General features: G+C 63.1%; 19 protein-coding genes. 10 read left to right on the forward strand and 9 right to left on the reverse strand.

The window, feature by feature from the left end; translation table 11 throughout:
* Positions 1-83: 83 nt before the first annotated feature.
* The 4 genes from AC1DHL_RS27585 to AC1DHL_RS27600 all read right to left on the reverse strand — a co-directional run bounded on the left by AC1DHL_RS27585 (position 84) and on the right by AC1DHL_RS27600 (position 5,257).
* Entirely contained in the window at positions 84-1,376 is a 1,293-nt protein-coding gene (locus AC1DHL_RS27585) for a replication-associated recombination protein A (protein WP_478164056.1), read from the reverse strand.
* Between the two features lie 36 nt (positions 1,377-1,412).
* On the reverse strand, positions 1,413-2,045 hold the full coding sequence (gene lolA, locus AC1DHL_RS27590) for an outer membrane lipoprotein periplasmic chaperone LolA (protein ID WP_478164057.1): 633 nt from the start codon (positions 2,043-2,045) through the stop codon (positions 1,413-1,415).
* A 22-nt stretch (positions 2,046-2,067) separates the two neighbouring features.
* On the reverse strand, positions 2,068-4,452 hold the full coding sequence (locus AC1DHL_RS27595; protein ID WP_478164058.1) for a DNA translocase FtsK: 2,385 nt from the start codon (positions 4,450-4,452) through the stop codon (positions 2,068-2,070).
* A gap of 130 nt (positions 4,453-4,582) precedes the next feature.
* The gene (locus tag AC1DHL_RS27600) at positions 4,583-5,257 is read right to left on the reverse strand and encodes a Crp/Fnr family transcriptional regulator (protein WP_478105128.1); all 675 of its coding nucleotides are present in this window, start codon (positions 5,255-5,257) and stop codon (positions 4,583-4,585) included.
* A gap of 163 nt (positions 5,258-5,420) precedes the next feature.
* Between AC1DHL_RS27600 and trxB the strand changes: the two genes are divergently transcribed.
* From trxB to rpmG, 3 genes are all read left to right on the forward strand, one after another.
* A complete protein-coding gene (trxB, locus tag AC1DHL_RS27605) occupies positions 5,421-6,371 on the forward strand; it encodes a thioredoxin-disulfide reductase (RefSeq protein ID WP_478105157.1) in 951 nt (316 codons plus the stop codon).
* Positions 6,372-6,659: 288 nt separating this feature from the next.
* Entirely contained in the window at positions 6,660-6,893 is a 234-nt protein-coding gene (gene rpmB / locus AC1DHL_RS27610; protein WP_088955402.1) for a 50S ribosomal protein L28, read from the forward strand.
* An 11-nt stretch (positions 6,894-6,904) separates the two neighbouring features.
* Positions 6,905-7,078, forward strand: coding sequence for a 50S ribosomal protein L33 (gene rpmG / locus AC1DHL_RS27615; protein WP_007830291.1), 174 nt, complete (start codon positions 6,905-6,907; stop codon positions 7,076-7,078).
* Positions 7,079-7,209: 131 nt separating this feature from the next.
* Here the strand turns inward: rpmG and AC1DHL_RS27620 are convergent, their stop codons facing one another.
* From AC1DHL_RS27620 to AC1DHL_RS27630, 3 genes are all read right to left on the reverse strand, one after another.
* Positions 7,210-8,424 (reverse strand): DesA family fatty acid desaturase, encoded by a 1,215-nt coding sequence (locus tag AC1DHL_RS27620; protein WP_478105130.1) that lies wholly within the window; start codon positions 8,422-8,424, stop codon positions 7,210-7,212.
* A 130-nt stretch (positions 8,425-8,554) separates the two neighbouring features.
* On the reverse strand, positions 8,555-9,826 hold the full coding sequence (locus AC1DHL_RS27625) for an RsmB/NOP family class I SAM-dependent RNA methyltransferase (protein WP_478164059.1): 1,272 nt from the start codon (positions 9,824-9,826) through the stop codon (positions 8,555-8,557).
* 27 nt (positions 9,827-9,853) lie between these two features.
* The gene (locus AC1DHL_RS27630; RefSeq protein ID WP_478164060.1) at positions 9,854-11,713 is read right to left on the reverse strand and encodes a M48 family metalloprotease; all 1,860 of its coding nucleotides are present in this window, start codon (positions 11,711-11,713) and stop codon (positions 9,854-9,856) included.
* 35 nt (positions 11,714-11,748) lie between these two features.
* On the opposite strand from AC1DHL_RS27630, the gene AC1DHL_RS27635 reads away from it, so the two are divergent.
* Positions 11,749-11,985, forward strand: a complete 237-nt coding sequence (locus AC1DHL_RS27635) for a DUF1653 domain-containing protein (RefSeq protein WP_478164061.1) — start codon at positions 11,749-11,751, stop codon at positions 11,983-11,985.
* A 102-nt stretch (positions 11,986-12,087) separates the two neighbouring features.
* On the opposite strand, the gene purN is transcribed toward AC1DHL_RS27635, so the two are convergent.
* Positions 12,088-12,675, reverse strand: coding sequence for a phosphoribosylglycinamide formyltransferase (gene purN / locus AC1DHL_RS27640; protein WP_478105135.1), 588 nt, complete (start codon positions 12,673-12,675; stop codon positions 12,088-12,090).
* 144 nt (positions 12,676-12,819) lie between these two features.
* Between purN and AC1DHL_RS27645 the strand changes: the two genes are divergently transcribed.
* The 3 genes from AC1DHL_RS27645 to AC1DHL_RS27655 all read left to right on the forward strand — a co-directional run bounded on the left by AC1DHL_RS27645 (position 12,820) and on the right by AC1DHL_RS27655 (position 16,603).
* Entirely contained in the window at positions 12,820-14,001 is a 1,182-nt protein-coding gene (locus AC1DHL_RS27645) for an acyl-CoA dehydrogenase family protein (RefSeq protein ID WP_478105137.1), read from the forward strand.
* Positions 14,002-14,025: 24 nt separating this feature from the next.
* Positions 14,026-15,141 carry an acyl-CoA dehydrogenase family protein gene (locus AC1DHL_RS27650; protein ID WP_478105138.1) on the forward strand — a complete coding sequence of 372 codons (1,116 nt, stop codon included), beginning with the start codon at positions 14,026-14,028 and terminating at the stop codon, positions 15,139-15,141.
* 82 nt (positions 15,142-15,223) lie between these two features.
* Positions 15,224-16,603 carry an alpha/beta fold hydrolase gene (locus AC1DHL_RS27655; protein WP_478164062.1) on the forward strand — a complete coding sequence of 460 codons (1,380 nt, stop codon included), beginning with the start codon at positions 15,224-15,226 and terminating at the stop codon, positions 16,601-16,603.
* On the opposite strand, the gene AC1DHL_RS27660 is transcribed toward AC1DHL_RS27655, so the two are convergent.
* Positions 16,597-17,178, reverse strand: a complete 582-nt coding sequence (locus tag AC1DHL_RS27660; RefSeq protein WP_478164063.1) for an HNH endonuclease — start codon at positions 17,176-17,178, stop codon at positions 16,597-16,599. The genes AC1DHL_RS27655 and AC1DHL_RS27660 overlap by 7 nt on opposite strands.
* Before the next feature lie 165 nt (positions 17,179-17,343).
* Between AC1DHL_RS27660 and AC1DHL_RS27665 the strand changes: the two genes are divergently transcribed.
* From AC1DHL_RS27665 to lspA, 3 genes are all read left to right on the forward strand, one after another.
* A complete protein-coding gene (locus AC1DHL_RS27665; protein WP_478164064.1) occupies positions 17,344-18,381 on the forward strand; it encodes a bifunctional riboflavin kinase/FAD synthetase in 1,038 nt (345 codons plus the stop codon).
* Between the two features lie 107 nt (positions 18,382-18,488).
* A complete protein-coding gene (ileS, locus tag AC1DHL_RS27670; protein WP_478164065.1) occupies positions 18,489-21,332 on the forward strand; it encodes an isoleucine--tRNA ligase in 2,844 nt (947 codons plus the stop codon).
* Positions 21,332-21,829 carry a signal peptidase II gene (lspA, locus tag AC1DHL_RS27675; RefSeq protein ID WP_478164066.1) on the forward strand — a complete coding sequence of 166 codons (498 nt, stop codon included), beginning with the start codon at positions 21,332-21,334 and terminating at the stop codon, positions 21,827-21,829. Before ileS ends, lspA begins: the two co-directional genes overlap by 1 nt.
* Positions 21,830-21,860 lie beyond the last annotated feature (31 nt).

A 21,860-nucleotide genomic window follows, 5' to 3' on the forward strand; every position in this document is an offset into this window, starting at 1 on the left:
GGTTTTCCCGCTGGCGCAAGCGCTTCGGACGTCGGAAGCGCAGAAGATTTGCATAAGGGTATAGCCCCTCCTCACTCTACGTATCAGTGGCCAGCGTCGTTGTTGCGTCGGCGCAGTTCACGCAATTTTTCGGCGATGCGGATTTCGAGTCCGCGTTCGACTGGTCGGTAGAACGGCGGCGGGTCGAGACCGTCGGGCATGTACCTTTCGCCGGCTGCGAATCCGCCGTCCTCGTCATGGGCGTATCGGTAGCCCTTGCCATAGTCGAGTTGCTTCATCAGGCGCGTCGGGGCGTTCCGCAAATGCATCGGCACCGGGCGCGTGCCGTCCGACTTGATCAAGGCCTTGACCTCGTTGTAGGCCTTGTAGACCGCGTTCGACTTCGGAGCGATCGCCAGGTAGACCACGCACTCGGCCAGCGCGAGTTCGCCTTCGGGCGTCCCGAGACGCTCGTAGACCTCTGCGGCATCGAGCGCCAGGCGCAATGCGCGAGGGTCGGCCAGCCCTATGTCCTCGCTGGCCATGCGCACGAGTCGGCGTGCCATGTATCGGGGATCAGCGCCTCCGTCGAGCATGCGCACGAACCAGTAGAGTGCAGCATCCGGATCGCTTCCGCGCACGGACTTGTGCAGCGCGGAAATGGTGTCGTAGAACTGCTCGCCGCCCTTGTCGTAGCGGCGCATGCGTTCGCCGAGAACGCGCATCAGCCAATCGTCGGTGATGTTGTCGAGCGACTCTGAACCGGCTGCAATCGATAGCGTTTCGAGTGTGTTGAGGAGCCGCCTCGCGTCGCCGTCAGCGTATGCGATCAGCCGGTCGACGGCCTTCGCCTCGATCGCCGGCACCGCCTGGATGTCCTGTGCGCGCGTCACGATCTGCTTGAGATCGTCCTCGCTGAGCGGCTGCAGCACGTAGACCGCCGCCCTCGACAGCAAGGCAGAGTTCACCTCAAACGAAGGGTTCTCGGTGGTCGCGCCGATGAAGGTGAAAAGGCCCGACTCCACGTGAGGCAGGAAGGCATCCTGCTGGCTCTTGTTGAATCGATGCACCTCGTCGACGAAGACGATCGTGCGCCGCTGCTCAAGGCCATCGCGTGCCGTGTTGGCCCGATCGACCGCATCGCGAATGTCCTTCACGCCGCCGAGCACGGCACTGATGCTGAGAAATTGCGCATCAAACGCATCCGCCATCAGCCGCGCAATGGTCGTCTTGCCTACTCCAGGCGGTCCCCACAGGATGCACGAATGCGGTTGTCCGGATTCGAAGGCGATGCGCAGCGGCATGCCGGGGCCAAGCAGATGCTGTTGCCCGATGACCTCGCCCAAAGTCTTGGGGCGAAGGCGTTCTGCGAGAGGTTGATGCGTGGAGGTAGCCATCGAAGAGCCGCCCGCCGGTCCGGCGGGTCGCGGACGTTACTGCCGTACCACGTCGGCGCCCGCAGGCGGCTTGAACACGAAGGTGCTGGCCGGAAGCGACGGGTTGACCTCGACTTTGCCAAACTTCAGCACCGACCGTTGACCGAAGCTGTCGAGGATTTCGAGGGCCGCCAGTGCGTCGCCCTGAAAGCCGATCTGCACGCTCTGGAGCTGGCCGTCCTTGTTCTTGGGGGTGGCCTTGACCCATTGCAATCCGTCGCGCTCGGGCGCACCTTCGAGAGCGAAATCCGTCTGAAGAGCTCGAAGATCGGGGGCGGCCGCGATCAGCGCTGCCGGCGTCGATCCAAGGGCTTGCGACTGTTTGCGCTGCGTGACCTGGTTGAGATCGGCGTCGTAGAGCCAGAGCGTCTCTCCATCGGCGACGATGCTCTGGACGAAGGGCTTCTTGTAGTCGAACCTGAATTTGCCCGGCCGCTGGAATTCGAAGGTACCGGTAGAGACCTTGTCCCGCGAAGCAACACCTTCCTTCGGCGGCGAGGTCACGGTCTGGGTGAATTCGGCACGCCCGGACTTGGCAGTCTTCACGAACGCCTCGAGGCTTTCCATCCCGCCGGCCCACGCGCCTGCAGCCAAGAGGGTCAGCGCCACACCTGCAATCAACTTCTTCATCGACATACTCTTCTGTGCAGGCTCATTCGGTGCGTGCGGGCACGAGAATCTCGCGCTGGCCGCTGCCGCTCATCGCGCTGACGAGCCCGGCATTCTCCATGTCCTCGACCAGCCGCGCTGCGCGGTTGTAGCCGATCTTCAGGTGACGCTGGACCAGCGAGATGCTGGCTTTGCGGTTCTTCAGCACGACCTCGACCGCCTGGTCGTACATCGGGTCTTTTTCGCCGCCTTCGCCGCCGCCTTCGCCCAGCATATCGCCGTCACCGTCGACCGTGCCGCCTTCGAGCACGCCCTCGATGTAGTCCGGCTCACCCTGCGACTTCAGGTAGGCAACAACGCGATGGACTTCCTCGTCGCTGACGAACGCGCCATGAACACGGATCGGCAGTCCGGTGCCGCTCGGCATGTACAGCATGTCGCCCATGCCCAGCAGCGCTTCCGCCCCCATCTGGTCGAGGATCGTCCGCGAATCGATCTTGCTCGACACCTGGAACGCGATACGCGTCGGAATATTGGCCTTGATGAGACCGGTGATCACATCCACGCTGGGCCGTTGCGTCGCCAGGATCAGGTGAATACCCGCCGCGCGTGCCTTCTGCGCCAGTCGCGCGATGAGTTCCTCGATCTTCTTGCCGACGACCATCATCAAGTCTGCGAGTTCGTCGATCACCACCACGATATGAGGCTCGCGTGCGAGCGGCTCGGGGCTGTCGGGCGTGAGGCTGAAGGGGTTGTAGATGAACTCCTCGCGCGCCTTCGCCTCGTCGATCTTGGTGTTGTAGCCCGCCAGGTTGCGCACACCCAACTTGCTCATGAGCTTGTAGCGGCGCTCCATCTCGGCCACGCACCAGTTGAGCCCGTGGGCGGCCTGCCGCATGTCGGTCACCACCGGCGCCAAGAGATGCGGAATGCCTTCGTAGACCGACATTTCCAGCATCTTCGGGTCGATCATCAGAAGCCGAACGTCGCGCGCCTCGGCCTTGTAGAGCAGGCTCAGGATCATCGCGTTGATGCCGACCGACTTGCCCGAGCCGGTCGTGCCGGCCACCAGCACGTGCGGCATCTTGGCGAGATCAGCCACCACCGGATTGCCGACGATGTCCTTGCCGAGGCCCATGGTGAGCATCGACTTGCCTTCGTTGTAGATCTGCGAGCCCAGAATTTCGCTCAGCCTGATCGACTGCCGCTTGGCGTTGGGCAGTTCGAGCGCCATGTAGTTCTTGCCGGGAATTGTCTCGACCACGCGAATCGACACCAGCGACAACGAGCGCGCAAGATCCTTCGCGAGATTGACGATCTGCGAGCCCTTCACGCCGGTGGCTGGCTCGATTTCGTAGCGGGTGATCACCGGTCCGGGCGAAGCGAGCACTACGCGCACATCCACACCGAAGTCCTTCAGCTTCTTCTCGATCAGGCGTGAGGTCATCTCCAGCGTGTCGGCCGAGACGGTCTCCTGTCGTGCCTGCGCGGCGTCGAGCAGATCCACTTGCGGCAGTTTACTGTCGGGCAATTCGCGGAACAACGGCTTCTGCCGCTCTTTCGCGACCCGGTCGCTCTTGGGCACTTCCGCGAGTGCGGGTTCAATCTGGACTGGGGGCGAAGGCGCGCGTCGCTTCGGACGTGGGACAGCCCGCAGTTCCGCATCGGGTGCTTCGGCATCATCACCCTGGTCAATCGATGCCAGTTCTTCGCGCTCGCGCACGGCCTTCTTGCCCATGGCGATGTCTTGCGCGATTTCACGCCTCTCGCGGCGTGACTCGAACAGCGAATAGAGGCGGGACCCGATGCGCTCGGCGATCTGCCCCCAGGAAAACCGGAACACGAGCGCCGACCCGATCACACCGCCGGCAATGGCGATCAATGCCGACCCGGTGAACCCCATCCATTTGACGCTCGCTGGTCCGACCAGATAGCCCAAGACGCCGCCGCCGTGCCCCGGCAACCGAAATTCGAGTCGATAGAGACGCGACCATTCAAGTACCGCGCTGGCGCACAGCAACAGGATGAGACCGAACCAGAACGTAAGCCTGCTGCGATTGAACGGACCACGCGGAGGCTCGTCCGGGATCGCGGCACCACCCCCGCGCATCCAGCCAGCCAGGGAGGAAAGCCAGACGCGCAAGCCAGCGGCCAGGCACCACCAAACCGAATAGCCCGCGAGGAAATAGCTGGCATCGGCGAGCCACGCACCGATGCGCCCTCCCCAGTTCTTGATCTCACCCCCGGTACCTGATGTGGACCAGGCCGCATCCGAAGGGGTGAAGCTCAGCATTGCCATAAGCCAGAACAGCAGTGCGACGAACCCCGCGATGAGCGTGATCTCATGCGCGAAGCGCATCGCGCGCAACCGTACCGGCTGCCCCTCGGCCGAGGAAGACGATTGGAGAGTGTTGAGCGAATAAGTCATGAAAGGCACAGCGACCGGCCGTCATCGATGGACCAGTGGCCTGAGGAAACTACAACGAATACCATCGCAGCCGCGTTGTCAGGGCCGTCGATGCAGGGGCCGGTGCGCCGCAGCAGTCCCGGCCGGACGATCAGGCAAGCGATGAAAGCCGTTCCTTGATGATCATGGCGCCATCGGGCAACGTCTGCACGAATCCGCGCTCTTCGAGGTCCTTCATGACGCGGCTGACCATCTCGCGCGAAGCCCCCACCATTTTGGCCAGGTCCTGCCTCGAAATCTTGTCGCGCACCTTGAGGTTGCCCGCACCATCATCCACGGCAAACTCCAGCAACGAGCGCGCGACGCGTCCGTAGACATCCATCAGCGCCAACGACTCGATCTTTCGATCAGCGTGTCGCAGCCGCGCAACCAAGCCTCGCATGATGTTGTACGACATCGAGGAGCTTTCAGGCAGGCAGCGGGCAAAGGCCTCGCGGCCCAGCATCAGCACATCCGTCTGGATCTCGGTACGCACCGTGGCCGAATGCGGTTCGTCGTCGATCATGCTCATCTCGCCGATGTAGTCGCCCGGCTGCAAGGTCGCCAGGATGACCTCGCGGCCTCGACTGTCGGTGCTCATCACCCGGGCACGTCCGGTCAGAATGATGTAGAGGGCGTCGGACTTCTTGCCTTGTTCCACGATCACCTCGGCGCGCTTGAAGCGCTTCTTGACGATCGCATCCGCGATGCTCGCGGACTGCGTAGGCGTCAGTGCCGCGAACAGTGGTACGCGGCGGAGCAATTCAAGATTGGACAGCATCGACATTCATCAATTCCCGGATTCCGCACGATTCACAAATCCATGGATTAATACAATCGCGCGCATTGAAAACAGCCCCCGCCCGGTCTGGAACCGAACGGTGATACTCCATATCTATCACCCTGAAAATGTACACGCTGCCGCAGCGTCAATCTTAGGTTTTCTACTCATGTCCTCCCCACGCCACGCGAAGGTTCTCATTCTCGGCTCCGGCCCGGCCGGTTACACCGCCGCAGTCTACGCTGCCAGAGCCAATCTCGAGCCCATGCTCATCACCGGCATCGCCCAGGGCGGCCAACTCATGACCACGACCGATGTCGACAACTGGCCGGCCGATGTCCACGGCGTGCAGGGTCCCGATCTCATGCAGCGCTTCCTGGAGCATGCAGAACGGTTCAAGACCCAGATCGTCTTCGACCATATCAACAAGGTCGACTTGAGCAAACGTCCTTTCACACTGACAGGCGACAGCGGCACCTACACCTGCGATGCGCTCATCATTGCCACGGGCGCGTCGGCCAAGTACCTCGGCCTTGACTCCGAGCAGCACTTCATGGGCCGCGGCGTATCGGGATGCGCCACGTGCGACGGCTTTTTCTACCGCGAACAGGAAGTGTGCGTAATCGGCGGAGGCAACACCGCGGTCGAGGAGGCACTCTACCTCTCGAATATCGCCAGCAAGGTGACGCTGGTGCATCGTCGCGACAAGTTCCGCGCGGAGCCGATCCTGATCGACAAGCTCCATGAAAGGGTCGCTGAGGGCAAGATCGAACTCAAGGTACACAACACCCTGGATGAAGTTCTGGGGGATGACTCCGGCGTCACGGGCATTCGCCTCAAGAACACTCAGACTGGCGCCACCGAGCAGCTGGATCTGAAGGGTTGCTTCATCGCGATCGGACACCATCCGAATACCGACATATTTCAGGGCCAAGTCGAAATGAAGGACGGGTACATCTTGACCCGGTCGGGGTTGCAGGGCTTCGCGACCATGACGAGCGTTCCGGGTGTCTTCGCCGCCGGCGATGTGCAGGATCACGTTTATCGCCAAGCCATCACCAGCGCCGGCACCGGCTGCATGGCGGCATTGGATGCCCAGCGGTTTCTAGAGCAAGAGTAAGGCTCGCCCCCAAGCTGCGCGCACTTCGTGTCGCTTCGCCACCCCCCGACCGGGGGGCGACACCAGCGGCCCGGCAAAGCTGGTTCCGCAGTGTTTCTCTTTTTCCCCAATCAAAGCATGCGAGCGGGCTATAATCGATGGCTTTGCTGAGTTTGTCTGGTCTGTTTAGGACTGGGTTTTCTGCAGCAAGTCGGGGTACCGCCACCCGTTTCTGGCGAGGTCAAGCTGCAAACCACCTCGCAACCTCCGTTGCGCCTAGGTGCCAGCTGTTCAAGAAAGAGTGTCCAAATGGCACGCGTATGCGAAGTAACGGGCAAAGGCCCGATGGTCGGAAACAACGTTTCCCACGCCAACAACAAAACCAAGCGCCGGTTCCTGCCGAACCTGCAATACCGCCGTTTCTGGGTCGAATCTGAAAATCGTTGGGTTCGCCTTCGCGTTTCCAGCGCTGCCCTGCGCCTGATCGACAAGAATGGCATCGACGCCGTGCTCGCAGACCTGCGTGCGCGCGGCCAAGCTTAAGGAGCTGAATCATGGCAACGAGCAAAGGCGGACGCGAAAAGATCAAGCTGGAATCCACTGCGGGTACCGGCCACTTCTACACGACCAGCAAGAACAAGAAGACGATGCCTGAAAAGATGTCGATCATGAAGTTCGACCCGAAGGCACGCAAGCACGTCGAGTACAAGGAAATCAAGCTGAAGTAATTCGGCCCTGCTTCCAACAAGAGACCCGCTGAGACCCAGCGGGTTTTTTGTTGCCTGCGCAATTTCACGAGGCGCAAAAAAGCCGGCTCGACGGCCGGCTTTTGAATCGGCATTGCCGACGCTGTTGACTCTTAGGCGCGCGCAGCTCGCAGACGTGTCGAGAATTCGCGCAGGCCCGCAATGCCGCTGGCTTCAGCGCGATGGCACCAGGCAGCGAGGTCCGCAGCAAGCTGCTCACGCGACTGCGAAGTGTTCAGCCAAAGCTGGCGAAGCTCCTCACGCATGGTCATCATCTTGTCGAGCACCGGATGAGCAGCACGTGCCTGCACCAACTGCGAACGGGCGGCTGCAGGCACCTTGTCGTCGTCGCGATGCAGCCAGCGCTTGGCTGCCTTCAGGACCGACAGGTCAGCGCCCTTCGCCTTGAGTAGCGCCAATTCGTCGCGGGTTGTGCGGCGCATTTCACGCGCGTAGCCAGCCATGACCTCGTAGCGATTCGCGATGACAGCTTCCAACGTCTTTGCGTCGGCCACGGGGCGCACATCGCCAATCTGCAACTTCGGCGGGACCTTCTTGACCTTGGCCCAGCCGATTTTCTGCATCAGGCTGATGTAGACCCAGCCGATGTCGAACTCGTACTTCTTGACCGAGAACTTCGCAGAAGTCGGATAGGTGTGGTGGTTGTTGTGCAACTCTTCGCCACCAATGATGATGCCCCACGGAATCAGATTGGTACTCGCGTCGGTGGCCTCGAAGTTTCGATAACCCCAGAAGTGGCCAATGCCGTTGACCACGCCCGCAGCCCAGAACGGAATCCAGAGCATCTGCACAGCCCAGACCGTCAGGCCAATACCACCGAACAGCGCCAGGTTGAGGATGAGCATCAGGCCGACGCCCTGCCAGCTGTAGCGCGAATAAAGATTGCGCTCGAGCCAGTCGTCCGGCGTGCCATGGCCGAAACGCTCCATCGTTTCCTTGTTCTTCGATTCCTTGCGATAGAGCTCGGCGCCGCGCCACATGACTTCGTCGATACCCTTGACCTGCGGGCTGTGCGGGTCTTCTTCGGTTTCGCACTTTGCGTGGTGCTTGCGGTGAATGGCCACCCATTCCTTGGTGACCATGCCGGTGCCGAGCCAGAGCCAGAAGCGGAAGAAATGAGAAGGAATCGGGCCCAGATCCATGGCCCGATGCGTTTGCGTGCGGTGCAGGAAGATCGTGACTCCTGCGATCGTGATGTGCGTAGTGACGAGCGTGTACAGCACGATCTGCCACCAGGTGAGGTCCCACAAGCCGTGTCCGAGCCAATCGATGGCCGCGCTCAGTACGGCAGAGTCAGGAAGCAACATTGAAATTCATACTCCATGGCCGCACGAAGGTGCAGCCTCCAGGTAACCCGTGATTTTAAGGGTCCGGCCCTGAAAAGGGGGCTAAAGCCTTGATATATCGCAAGTTTTGACCTTCTTTGGAGCTTTGTGCCTATTTGCGGTTCCAGACCGCCGCAAAGAAGCCGTCGGTCGCATGGCGATGAGGCCAGAGGCGGAGGAAACGGCCGCCGCTTTCGCCTCCAGCGCAAAGGGATTCGGCATTCGCGACCTTGAGTCCTTGCAGCAATTCGGAGGTGTCCTGCGCCACGAAATCGGGATTCGCGGCGCCAAAAGCTTCGGCAATGGCTTCGTTCTCCTCGGGCAGGATGCTGCAGGTCGCATAGACAAGCCGTCCTCCCGACTTCACGAGCCGCGCCGCGCTTTGCAGAATCGCAGCCTGTTTGACGGTGAGTTCTTGTACGGATTGCAGCGACTGGCGCCACTTCAGATCGGGATTGCGCCGCAGAGTACCAAGGCCTGAGCAAGGCGCATCGACCAGTACGCGGTCGATCTTGCCCGCCAGGCGCTTGATGCGGTCATCCCGTTCGTGGGCAATTGCCGCTGGGTGGACGTTGGAAAGCTTGCTGCGCGCCAGCCGGGGCTTCAGGGCGTCGAGACGGTGCGCCGAGGTGTCGAAGGCATAGAGGCGGCCGGTATTTCGCATCGTCGCGCCGATCGCAAGCGTCTTCCCGCCCGCGCCCGCACAAAAATCGACCACCATTTCGCCACGCTTTGCGTCGAGCAAGAGCGCGAGCAATTGAGATCCCTCGTCCTGGACTTCGACTGCGCCTCGGGCAAAAGCGTCTAGCTTGGTGAGCGCCGGCTTCCCTTCGATTCGAAGCCCCCAGGGCGAGAACGGCGTCGCAACAGATTTGATGCCGGCCAGCGCCAGTTCTTTCTGCACGTCCGGGCGCTTGTCCGTGAGCGCGTTGACTCGCAGATCGAGCGGGGCCGGCTGCTGCAAACTTTCCACCAGTCGCCAGAACTGACCACCGAGCTGCGCCTTGAGCGGCGCGACAAGCCATTCCGGCAGGTTGTGCCGATGGCGTTCGAGCAGATCGTCTTGCTTGACGGCATCGCAGTTGTCGAGCCATCGCCTTTCGGTGTCGTTCAACGCACTCTTGAGGAAGTCGCGAGGACCATGAAAGCCCAGGATCGCCATCCGGCGCTCCTTGGAGCCGCTGCCGGAGGGTGACAAATGGTCGAACAGCAGCTTTTTGCGTAGAACGGTATAGACGGTCTCCGCCAGCGTGGCGCGCTCGCGCGGCCCCAACTCGCGATGATCGCGAAAGAACCGGGAAACGACCTGATCGGCCGGATGATCGAATTTCAGGACGAGGCCGACCAGGTCGGCGCTGGCCTCAAGCAGGGCTTTGGGATGCATGCCCCATTGTCTCAGCCGAAGCCGACATCAAGCGGATGCGCGTGTCCAAACCTCTCCGTAAGCCTGTCGCTCGATCTCTGCAAGCGTCGGCGAGTGCCCGGCCCACAGAACCAGCGCCGCGCCGGGAATGCTCAACGTGTGTTCAAGTTCGCGGCACAGATTCCAGCGCTCTTCGTCCGCGAGTGTTGGCAGTTCGACAAAGATGACATAGGCGCGGCGCCATGGAAACTCGCGCAGGTTCTTGCGGACCACCCAGGCCCGCGTGATTGCGCTGCAACGGACGAAGTCCGCCCTCAGTTCGCCGAGTTCGAACTCGCTCAGGTCGTGGCGTGCGATCTGGCTGAAAAACGGCGTCTCGGTGATTTCTTCCCAGGCGCGTTGCTCGGCGGCCTCCGCGGTCTTGGCTCGTTCACGCCAGAGCCTGAGCGCCCGGTCGTCGTGCGCTCCGGTGTCCAGGTCCTCGAGGGCCGCCACCGCCGTCTTGGCGGCCCACCACCGACTGGCTGTGCTCGATTCGTGCAAGCGCTCCAGCAAGGCGAGGCGAGCCTGGCGATCACTGGCAGGAAGCACCTGGGCCAGACCGCGCAGCGCCCCAGGGTGGTTCGCCGTGATCTCCAGTGCGCGCTCATACAAACGCCATACATCAGCGGCCCGATCGATTCGCCGCGCGCAATCGGCCCACTCGACCATCTCGTCGGCACTGTTCCGGCCGGCGCTGGCTGCGAGCGCCTCAACGCGTTCGCGGACGCGGACCAGGTAGGCGTGATGCTGCTTCCAGTCGCTCGCGTGATCGCTGCACCATTCACTGTCGAAATGCTTGATCCATTTCGGCGCGTCGGCCAAGAGTCCAAGCGCCGAGTTCTCCGACCAGGACGGCATGGCGGATTTTTCGTCCAGCGCTTCGAGGCGATCGCGCAATACGGGGTGGGTGTCGTCGACGTCACTCACGCTGCGGAGCGCATCACGCAACGCAGCGCGGGCACAGTCCTCTTCGACAGGTGCGCAAAACCTGGGGGCCATCGCGGAGAAAGGCCCGACCGGCAAGGAATCATCGACCGCGCGTCCCCAGTGCGCGGGCCAGAATTGCTCCGCGTACCAAGCGCTCTTGACGGCAATCTCCTTCAACGCACTGGCGACCACGCGCGTACCCAGGAGTCGGGCGGCGACGCGGTCGGCCTCGTATTCATCCTGCCGCGCCAGCGCGAAGGTCTTTGCGGCAAAGCGCGGAAAGTACCAGCGAAAAAAGGCCTGCGATGCGAATGCCATCACGCCGTCGTCGCGCTGGAAGTTCGCGTCCAGCCGCAGCCACGAAAGGCGCGTACGGTAGATCCACGCGCTCAACTTGCCATGGTTTCCGCGCAGGTGACCATATTCATGGGCCAGGACAGAAAGCACGCGTCGCCGGTCGAGCGCCATGAGGAGCGGCAGCCCCACGCTGAGATAGTTGATGGCGCCGCCGAACAGGCCGAATCGCGGCAACTGGCGGATGCTCGCGTTGAATTCGCTGTCCAGATAGACGCGATGCACTTGCGGTCCGTCGATCTTCTGCCGGATGCGATCGAGCGATTCGAAGAGGCCTGGCGCGTCTTCGCGCTCCAGCACGATCCCCTCGGGTTCTTCGAGACGCACCCACAGGGCGCGCAGCGTGGCCCAGAGCAAACCGAGCGCGAACAGCAGAAGCCAGCCTCGCGTCACGCCAAATCGCCCGCCCGCCCCGAAAGAACCGGCGACCCAGACGATGATGCCAATTGCGAGCGCCAAACAGGCGATCACCCACAGATACCCGAGCGCGGCAAATACGGCGACGCCGCGCCGGTAGCCCGTGCTGTCATCCGCGCTGGCGTGCTCGCTCAGTCGCACGAGATGAACAAAATCTGCCCGATTCATCCTGACCTTTTAGCCTATCGAAGGAAACAAACCACGTGACAGACGAAAACCTGCCGCCCCTGATCGAAACACCGCCGGGGCGGTATCGCCACTACAAGGGCGGTGAATACGAAGTGCTTGGCACCGTGCGCCACAGCGAGACGCTGGAGCCAATGACGCTCTATCGGGCGCTTTATGGCGAGCACGGGCTCTGGGTGAGACCCGCGGCCATGTTCGGCGAAACAGTGGATGTCGAGGGGTCGTCACGGCTGCGCTTCGTCAAGCTCGACTAGGCGAGAAAGCGCATACGCGACGGGCCCGGGTCGACCGAGGCCATGAGCGACGAGAACTTTTCAATCCAACACTCCCCCGAGCACACGAGATGCTCGATTGTGTCAGTTTGTTTCCAGTTCTAGCCAGCTTGCGATGGCTTGAGGGTAAACCCTGTGTTCTTGCGCCAACACCCGGGCGGCCAATGTTTCAGGCGTGTCGTCGGGCAGCACCGGCACCGCGGATTGGGCCAGGATCGGCCCATGGTCCAGTTCGACGGTCACTTCATGCACGGTCACCCCGGCCACCCGGCAGCCAGCTTCGATGGCCCGCCGATGGGTATGAAGTCCCGGAAAAGCCGGCAAGAGCGATGGGTGGATATTGAGAAGCCGGCGTTCGTAGTGCGCAACGAAACCCGGCGTAAGAATCCGCATGAAGCCCGCGAGGACGACCAGGGTGGGCGAATGAAGGTCAATCGCGCGGGCGAGCGCCACGTCGAAGTCCTCACGGCTCGAAAAATCCGTGTGCGAAACCACGGCCGTGCGGATTCCGTGCTCGCGGGCAATCAGCAGTCCCTGGGCGTCCGGCTTGTTGCTGATGACGGCCGCGACGCGCGCGCCGAAACGCGCGGCCCAGCGACCACTCTCGGCAGCCCGCACGATGGCCGCCATATTGGAGCCGCTGCCGGAGATCAGGATCACAATGTTCTTCATGGGACGCGGGATTATCTGTGCTCGTTCGGCGGGTCCGGGCCTTGTCGCCGCGCGGACACCTCGAACTAGCACGACCGTGCTAAAACCGCCGATTCCGGAGACACGCCGCCCCCTGCGGCGTTCGATCAACACAGCGAGGCACGCATGGATTTGAGCTTCACGCCCGAAGAACAGAAGTTCCGCGAAGAGATTCGCGCCTGGGTCAAAGAAAACCTTCCCGCAGAGATTTCCCATAAGGTGCATCACGCGCTCGAACTGACGCGCGACGATCTGCAGCGCTGGGCCAAGATCCTCGGCAAGAAGGGCTGGCTGGGCTATGGCTGGCCGAAGGAATTCGGCGGTCCGGGTTGGACCGCGGTCGAAAAGCACCTGTTCGAAGAAGAGGCCGCCCTCGCCGGCGCGCCCCGGATCATTCCCTTCGGCCCTGTCATGGTGGCGCCGGTGATCATGGCCTACGGCAACGCTGAACAGCAGAAGCGCTTCCTGCCCGGCATCGCCAGCGGCGAAGTCTGGTGGAGCCAGGGCTACAGCGAACCGGGTTCCGGCTCGGATCTGGCCTCGGTCAAGACCAAGGCCGAACGCAAGGGTGACAAGTACATCGTCAACGGCCAGAAGACCTGGACCACGCTCGGCCAATATGGCGAATGGATCTTCTGCCTGGTCCGCACCAGCAATGAGGGCAAGCCCCAGACCGGCATCAGCTTCCTGCTGATCGACATGAAGTCGCCCGGTGTCACGGTGCGCCCGATCAAGCTGCTCGACGGCGGCTACGAGGTCAATGAAGTCTGGTTCGACAACGTCGAGGTGCCAGCCGAGAACCTCATCGGCGAAGAAAACAAGGGCTGGACCTACGCCAAGCACCTGCTCTCGCACGAGCGCACCAACATCGCCGACGTGAACCGCGCCAAGCGCGAACTGGAACGCCTCAAGCGCATCGCGAAGAGCGAAGGCGTCTGGGAAGACCAGCGCTTCCGCGACGAGATCGCCAAGCTCGAAGTCGACGTCGTCGCACTTGAGATGCTGGTGCTGCGCGTTCTCTCGGCCGCCACGTCGGGCAAGAACTCGCTCGACATCGCCGGTCTGCTCAAGATCAAAGGCAGCGAGATCCAGCAGCGCTATTCCGAACTGATGATGCTGGCAGGCGGCCCCTACGCGCTGCCGCTGATTCGCGAAGCGATGGAAGCCGGCTGGCAAGGCGATTTCCCCGGCGGTCATCCGCAACTGGCACCTCTTTCGTCGACCTACTTCAACATGCGCAAGACCACCATCTACGGCGGCAGCAACGAAGTGCAGCGCAACATCGTCGCGCAGACGGTCTTGGGTTGAACGCGGGCTCACAAGGATCAGGCAATGGACTTCAATTTCAGCGACGACCAGCAACAGCTTCGCGACGCGGTCGCCAAGTGGGTCGAAAAAGGCTACGGCTTCGAGCGCCGCCGCGCCACCGAGGCAGCGGGCGGCTTCTCTCGTGAGGCCTGGGACGAACTGGCCGAACTGGGCCTGGGCGGTCTCTACATCCCCGAAGACGAAGGCGGATTGGGCATGGGCCCGGTCGAGGGCATGGTCGTCATGGAAGAACTCGGGCGCGGCATCGTGCTGGAGCCGCTGGCGCAATCGTTCATCGCAGGCGCGGTGCTCGCAGGCCATGCGGACGAGGACACCAAGGACAACTGGCTGCCGCGCATCGCGGGCGGTCAGGCGATGGTCGTGCTGGCCTACCAGGAACGGAAGGCACGCTACCGCGTCGACGTTTGCGACGCACAGGCCACGAAGGCCGGTGACGGCTGGAACTTGAGCGGCACCAAGAGCCTGGTGCCCGCAGGCGACGAGGCCGATGCCTACATCGTGCCCGCACAGCTCGACGGCAAGATCGCCCTCTTCCTCGTCGAACGTGCGGCCGACGGCGTCGCGGCCCGTGGCTACGGCACGCAGGATGGCAGCCGTGCGGCCGAAGTCGTGTTCGACAAGGCGGCGGCCACGCTGATCGCCAAGGACGGGCTGCCGGCCCTCGAACATGCGGTCGACATCGGCATCGCCGCCACCTGTGCCGAGGCTGTCGGCGTGATGGACAAGACGCTCGCGATCACTGTCGAGTACATGAACACGCGCAAGCAATTCGGCGTGGCGATCGCGACCTTCCAGGCGCTGCGCCATCGCATTGCCGACATGAAGATGCAACTCGAACTGGCCCGCTCGATGAGCTACTACGCCAGCCTGAAGCTCAACGCACCGCCTGCCGAGCGTCGTCAGGCACTGGCGCGGGCGAAGTACCAGCTGGGCGTTTCCATGCGCTTCGTCAGCCAGCAGGCCGTGCAACTGCATGGCGGCATCGGCGTGACGGACGAATACATCGTGAGCCACTATTTCAAGAAGCTCACGCAACTGGAAATGACCTTCGGCGACACGCTGCACCATCTGGGTGAAGTGTCGGCCCGCATGCAGGACACGGCCGGCGTATTTGCGTGAGTAGCCACTGCCCTCTTCGCCCGTAGCGAAGCGCCCGCCGGCCTCGAGCTCGCGGGCGCTTTTTCTTGAATCGGAGATTGCCGTGCACACTCGTCGGTCATTGATCCTTGGCACCCTCGCCACAACCATGCTCGCCGCCTGTACCAGCGTACCGCCGTCCAAAGATCGGCCACCGATCGTGTTCATGCACGGCAACGGAGATTCGGCTGCGCTCTGGCAGACGACGATCTGGCGGTTCGAATCGAACGGCTGGCCGCGTGATCGGTTGTTTGCGATCGACCAGCCCTTTCCTCTTGCTCGGGACGATGACACCGTCCCGCAGCCGGGACGCAGTTCCAGCGCCGAATCAATGGCCTTCCTGAAGCAGGAAGTCGAGCGCGTCCTGAAATCGACCGGTGCCAGCCAGGTCGTCTTGATCGGCAATTCGCGCGGGGGCAACGCGATCCGCAACTACGTGCAGAACGGCGGCGGCGACCGCGTTGTCAGCCATGTGGTCCTGGGCGGCAACCCGGCGCACGGCATCTGGGCCATCAAGGGGCTCCGCGAAGGCAATGAGTTCTCCGGGCTGAGCCCCTTCCTGCAGCAGCTCAATTCAGCGAAGAACGGCAATGGCGACGAAGTCACGCCCGGCGTGAAATGGCTGACGCTGCGCTCCGACAACAACGACAAATACGCGCAGCCAGACGGCATCTGGATCGGTGCCAAAGGCACGCCGACCCACATAGGGTTCGACGGACCGGCACTCAAGGGCGCGGTCAACGTCGTGTTGCCGCGCGTCGATCACCGTGAAACCTCCTTCTCGCCGGCTGCATTCGCAGCGACTTGGCGCTTTCTGACCGGAGAAGCCCCGAAGACCTTGCAGCCAGTCCCCGAGGCGCAAGTGAGCTTGTCAGGCAGGGTCACAGGGCTGGGGCTCGACCCGCAGGATCCGACAAGCGGCACATTCGTCAACAACCTGCCGCTGACTGGCGCCCGCCTCGAAATCTTCCCGATCGACGCCGCGACGGGCAAGCGACACGGCCCTGCGGTTTGGGCGCAGACCATCGGGCCGGACGCGAGATGGGGGCCGCTCGTCGCCCAACCGGACACAGCCTACGAGTTCGTCCTGAGCGCAGCGGGCTACGCAACGACTCACACCTACCGCAGCCCGTTTCCACGATCGAGCACCGTTGTGCAACTACGGCCTGAGCGGATCCCGGAAGCCGACCGCGACGCCAAGGCGCTGGTGATCTTCACCCGGCCGCGGGGCTATTTCGATGCAGAGCGTGACAGCATGCGCTTCGACGGCCACGCGGTACCGCCCGGCGTCCCCCTTCAGGGCTCGGGCGTCTCGACCTCGACCATCAGGCTGACCAGCGATTCGCCTCGCACGGTGGCGGCCGAATTCAATGGTGAACGCGTCGCAGGCCTTTCCTGGCCCACGGCGCAAAACAACGTGAGCGTGCTCGAATTGACCTATTGAACGCGAAGCGCGAAAAGCTCGCCGTGCAAACGCGAGGTCTGTGGCAGATGCGCCATCAGGAATTCCATCTGATCCGCGAGGATGCGGCGATTGCGCAGGATGAAGTCTTCCCAAAGGCTGGGCACGTAGGGCGTATAGAGCAGAGGCATTCCGGCCTGCTCCGGCGTCCGGCTGCTCTTGCGGTGGTTGCAAGGCCGGCAGGCCGTCACCACGTTCATCCAGGTATCGATTCCATTCTGTGCAAAGGGAATGATGTGCTCGCGCGTCAGTTCTTCCTCGTGGAAGTGACCGCCGCAATATGCGCAGACATTGCGATCTCGCGCGAACAGCTTGCTGTTGGTCAGTCCGGGCCGCTGGGTGAAGGGGTTGATGCGAGGCACGCCCTTGGTGCCGATGATGCTGTTGATGGCGATCTGCGACTGCTGGCCCGTGATCGCGTTGTGGCCGCCCCGGAAGACCGCGACCTGCCCGCCCACCTCCCAGCGCACCTCGTCGGAGGCGTAGTGGATCACCGCCTGTTCAAGCGAAATCCACGACTGGGGCAGCCCTTGGGCCGACAGCTTCAAGACCTTCACCACACGCCTCCTCAAGCAAAGAGAACCACGGAAAGACCTGCACACAACGCTCGCCCAAAAGGGCTTGCGCATGACGCACTGCGTCACAATATACCGGCTTTGTGACAAAACGCCCTGATGTGCCCATTCCACGGGCGCAAAGTGCTATCAAAAAGATACCGACCAATGCAGATTTTCCGGGGTTTTCGGCATCCGGGCGTGGCACCGGCCTGCGCCCTGACCATTGGCAATTTCGACGGTGTCCACCGCGGTCACCAGGCGATGCTCGGGCTGCTGAACACCGAGGCGCGCCTGCGCGGCCTGCCCAGTTGCGTGATGACCTTCGAGCCTCATCCGCGCGATTATTTCGCAGCGATCACCAAGCGCCCGGAACTGGCCCCCGCCCGAATTGGCACGCTGCGCGACAAACTGACCGCGCTTGCCGCCGGCGGCGTGGCGCAGACGATCGTGCTGCCTTTCGACACTGCCCTCGCCTCGCAGACGCCCGACGAATTCATCCAGCACGTGTTGATCGAGGGCCTGGGCGCGCGCTACGTGCTGGTCGGGGACGATTTCCGCTTCGGCGCCAAGCGCGCCGGCGACTACGCCATGCTCGATCGGGCCGGCGACCAACACGGCTTCGACGTGGCGCGCATGAATAGCTACGAGGTCCACGGCCTTCGCGTCTCGAGTTCCGCGGTCAGGGAGGCCCTCGCCGAAGGCCGGATGGCCGACGTGCAGGCTCTGCTGGGCCGGCCTTACGCCATCTCCGGCCACGTAGTCCACGGCCGCAAGCTGGGCCGCGCGCTGGGTGCTTCCGCACCGGGCCGCGACGACGGGTTTCGCACCCTCAACCTGCGCTTCAAGCATTGGAAGCCGGCGGCCAATGGCATCTTCGCGGTGCTTGTGCATGGCCTGGCCGAAGCCCCGCTTCACGGCGTCGCCAACCTCGGCGTGCGCCCTTCCCTGGACGCCAACGACGTCAACGCCGGCCGGGTCCTGCTCGAGACCCACTGTCTCGACTGGCCTGCCCATCTCGGTTCCGAGGGGGCCTACAGTAAAATCGTCCGCGTGGAACTGCTGCACAAATTGCACGACGAATTGCGCTACACCAGTCTCGAGGCCCTCACGGCGGGCATCGCGAAGGATGGCCGTGACGCGCGCGCATTCTTTGCTTCCACCCACGCCGAGACCCATCGCCAGACCACGCGCGACCGAATTTAAAGCGGAACCTTCGCTTTCCGCCGCGTCCGGCCGCGCCTTCATTGCAACGGCCGCACGCTCCCGATCCCCTCGCGCGTTGCAAGGCAGCGCAGATTTCTGGAACTTCCATGGCTGACAACAAGACCGACGGCGGCACCGATTACCGCGCCACGCTGAACCTGCCCGACACCCCCTTCCCGATGCGCGGCGACCTGCCCAAGCGTGAGCCGGGATGGGTCAAGGAATGGAACGAACAAGGCATCTACCACCGCCTGCGCGACGCACGCCACGGCGCGCCCAAGTTCATCCTGCACGACGGACCGCCCTATGCCAACGGACAGATCCACATGGGTCACGCCGTCAACAAGATCCTGAAGGACATGATCACCAAGGCGCGCCAGCTCGAAGGCTATGACGCGCTGTACGTGCCCGGCTGGGACTGCCACGGCCTGCCGATCGAGAACGCGATCGAAAAGAAGTACGGCCGCAACCTGAGCCGCGACGAGATGCAGGCCAAGAGCCGCGCCTACGCCACCGAACAGATCGCGCAGCAGATGTCCGATTTCCAGCGCCTGGGCGTGCTGGGCGAATGGGACCACCCCTACAAGACGATGGACTTCGCCAACGAGGCCGGCGAAATCCGTGCCTTCAAGCGCGTGATCGAGCGCGGCTTCGTCTACCGCGGCCTCAAGCCGGTGTACTGGTGCTTCGACTGCGGCTCTTCGCTGGCTGAATTCGAAATCGAGTACGCCGACAAGAAGTCGCAGACACTCGACGTCGCCTTCAAGGCGCACGACCCGGCAAAGCTCGCGGCCGCCTTCGGCCTGCCGGCACTGACCAAGGACGCCTTCGCGGTCATCTGGACCACCACCGCATGGACGATCCCCGCCAACCAGGCGATCAACCTGAACCCCGAGCTCGACTACGCGCTGGTCGACACCGAGCGCGGCCTGCTCGTGCTTGCCGCTTCGCTGGTCGAGATGTGCATGACCCGCTATGCGCTCGATGGCAAGGTGCTCGCCACCGTCAAGGGCGAGAAGCTCGGTGGCCTGGAGTTCGAGCATCCGCTGTACGACGTGGATGCGGGCTACCGCCGCCTGTCTCCGGTCTACCTGGCCGACTACGCGACGGCGGATGACGGCACCGGCCTGGTCCACTCATCACCGGCATATGGCGTGGACGACTTCAACTCCTGCATCGCGCACGGGGTGGCCTATGACGACATCCTGAATCCGGTGCAAGGAAACGGGTCGTACGCGCCCGACTTCCCGCTCTTCGGCGGCCAGAACATCTGGAAGGCCGTGCCGGTCATCATCCACGCGCTGCGTGATGCCGGCCGCCTGATGACGACCGAGCAGATCACCCACAGCTACCCGCACTGCTGGCGTCACAAGACGCCCGTGATCTATCGCGCCGCGGCGCAGTGGTTCATCCGCATGGACGAAGGCGAAGGCGTCTTCACCAAGGACAAGGCGCCGAGGACGCTGCGGCAGACTGCACTCGAAGCCATCGAGCAGACGAGCTTCTATCCGGAGAACGGCAAGGCGCGCCTGCACGACATGATCGCCAACCGGCCCGACTGGTGCATCAGCCGCCAGCGCAGTTGGGGCGTGCCGATCCCGTTCTTCCTGCACCGGGATTCGGGCGAGTTGCACCCGCGCACGATGGAAATCCTCGACCAGGCCGCCGACATTGTCGAGAAGGGCGGTATCGAGGCCTGGAGCCGCGTCACCGCCGAAGAAATCCTCGGCGATACCGACGCGCCGCACTACACCAAGAGCACCGACATCCTCGAAGTCTGGTTCGACTCCGGCTCGACTTTCTTCCACGTGCTGCGTGGCACGCACCCCAACGTGCACCACGAGACCGGACCCGAAGCCGACCTCTACCTCGAAGGCCACGACCAGCATCGCGGTTGGTTCCACTCGTCGCTGCTGATTGCCGCCGCACTCGAAGGCCGCGCGCCCTATCGCGGCCTGCTCACGCACGGCTTCACGGTGGACAGCCAGGGCCGCAAGATGAGCAAGTCGCTCGGCAACGGCATCGACCCGCAGGACGTGAACAAGAAGCTCGGCGCCGAGATCACCCGCCTCTGGGTGGCCGCGAGCGACTACTCCGGCGACATCGCCGGCGACGACAAGATCCTCGCGCGCGTGGTGGATGCCTATCGCCGCATCCGCAACACGCTGCGCTTCCTGCTCGCCAACACCAGCGACTTCGACATCGCGAAGGATGCGGTGCCGCTCGATCAGCTGCTCGAGATCGACCGCTACGCGCTGAGCCGCGCCGCGCAATTCCAGGCCGATGTGCTCGCGCACTACAAGGTCTACGAGTTCCACCCGGTGGTGGCCAAGCTGCAGGTGTATTGCTCGGAAGACCTGGGCGCCTTCTACCTCGACGTGCTGAAGGACCGCCTCTACACGACCGCACCGGGCTCGCATGCGCGCCGCAGCGCCCAGACGGCGCTCTGGCACATCACGCAGGCGATGCTTCGCTGGATGGCGCCTTTCCTGAGCTTCACGGCTGAAGAAGCCTGGAAGTTCTGCGGCGACGGGCAATCGATCTTCGTCCAGACCTACAGCGATCTCGGCACGCCCGACGAAGCGTTGCTCGCCAAGTGGACCCGCATCCGCGAAATCCGCGACGCGGTCAACAAGGAGATCGAGACCGTGCGCACGGCGGGCCAGGTCGGCTCGTCGCTGCAGGCCAACGTCACGATCACCGCGCCCGTCGATGACCATGCGCTGCTCACGTCGCTCGGTGATGACCTGAAGTTCGTCTTCATCACCTCGGCGGTCGCCCTGGCCACCGGCGATGCGCTGTCGGCGACCGTGACGGCAAGCACCGCGACGAAGTGCGAGCGCTGCTGGCACTGGCGCGACGATGTCGGGCACGACGCCGCGCACCCGGGTCTCTGCGGACGTTGCACGAGCAACCTCTACGGCGCTGGCGAAGCAAGGAACGCCGCCTGATGGCCCGCCGGTCTTCAGGCTCGCAGGGCCTCGGGATCTGGCCCTGGCTCGGCCTTGCACTCGTCATCGTCATCATCGACCAGTTCACCAAGACACTGATCCTCGGCTATTACAAGTACGGCGACGCCACCTACGTCACCAGCTTCTTCAACGTCGTGCGCGCCCACAACACCGGCGCGGCCTTCTCGTTCCTCGCGGATGCCGCGGGTTGGCAGCGCTGGTTCTTCATGGCCATCGGCATTGCCGCGGCGCTCTTCATCATCTGGATGCTCAGGTCGCACGCGGGGCAGAAGCTCTTTTCGTTCTCGATGGCGGCCATCCTGGGCGGCGCCATCGGCAATGTGATCGATCGCATGATGCACGGCTATGTCGTCGATTTCCTCGACTTCCACCTCGCGGGCCAGCACTTTCCCGCCTTCAATGTGGCGGACAGCGCCATCACGATCGGCGCGATCTGCCTGATCATTGACGAGTTGCGGCGCGTCCGAAAAACCTAGCGCCTACCGGGGGCAACACCAGCGGGCCGGC

Source organism: Variovorax sp. 10L426, assembly GCF_056395305.1.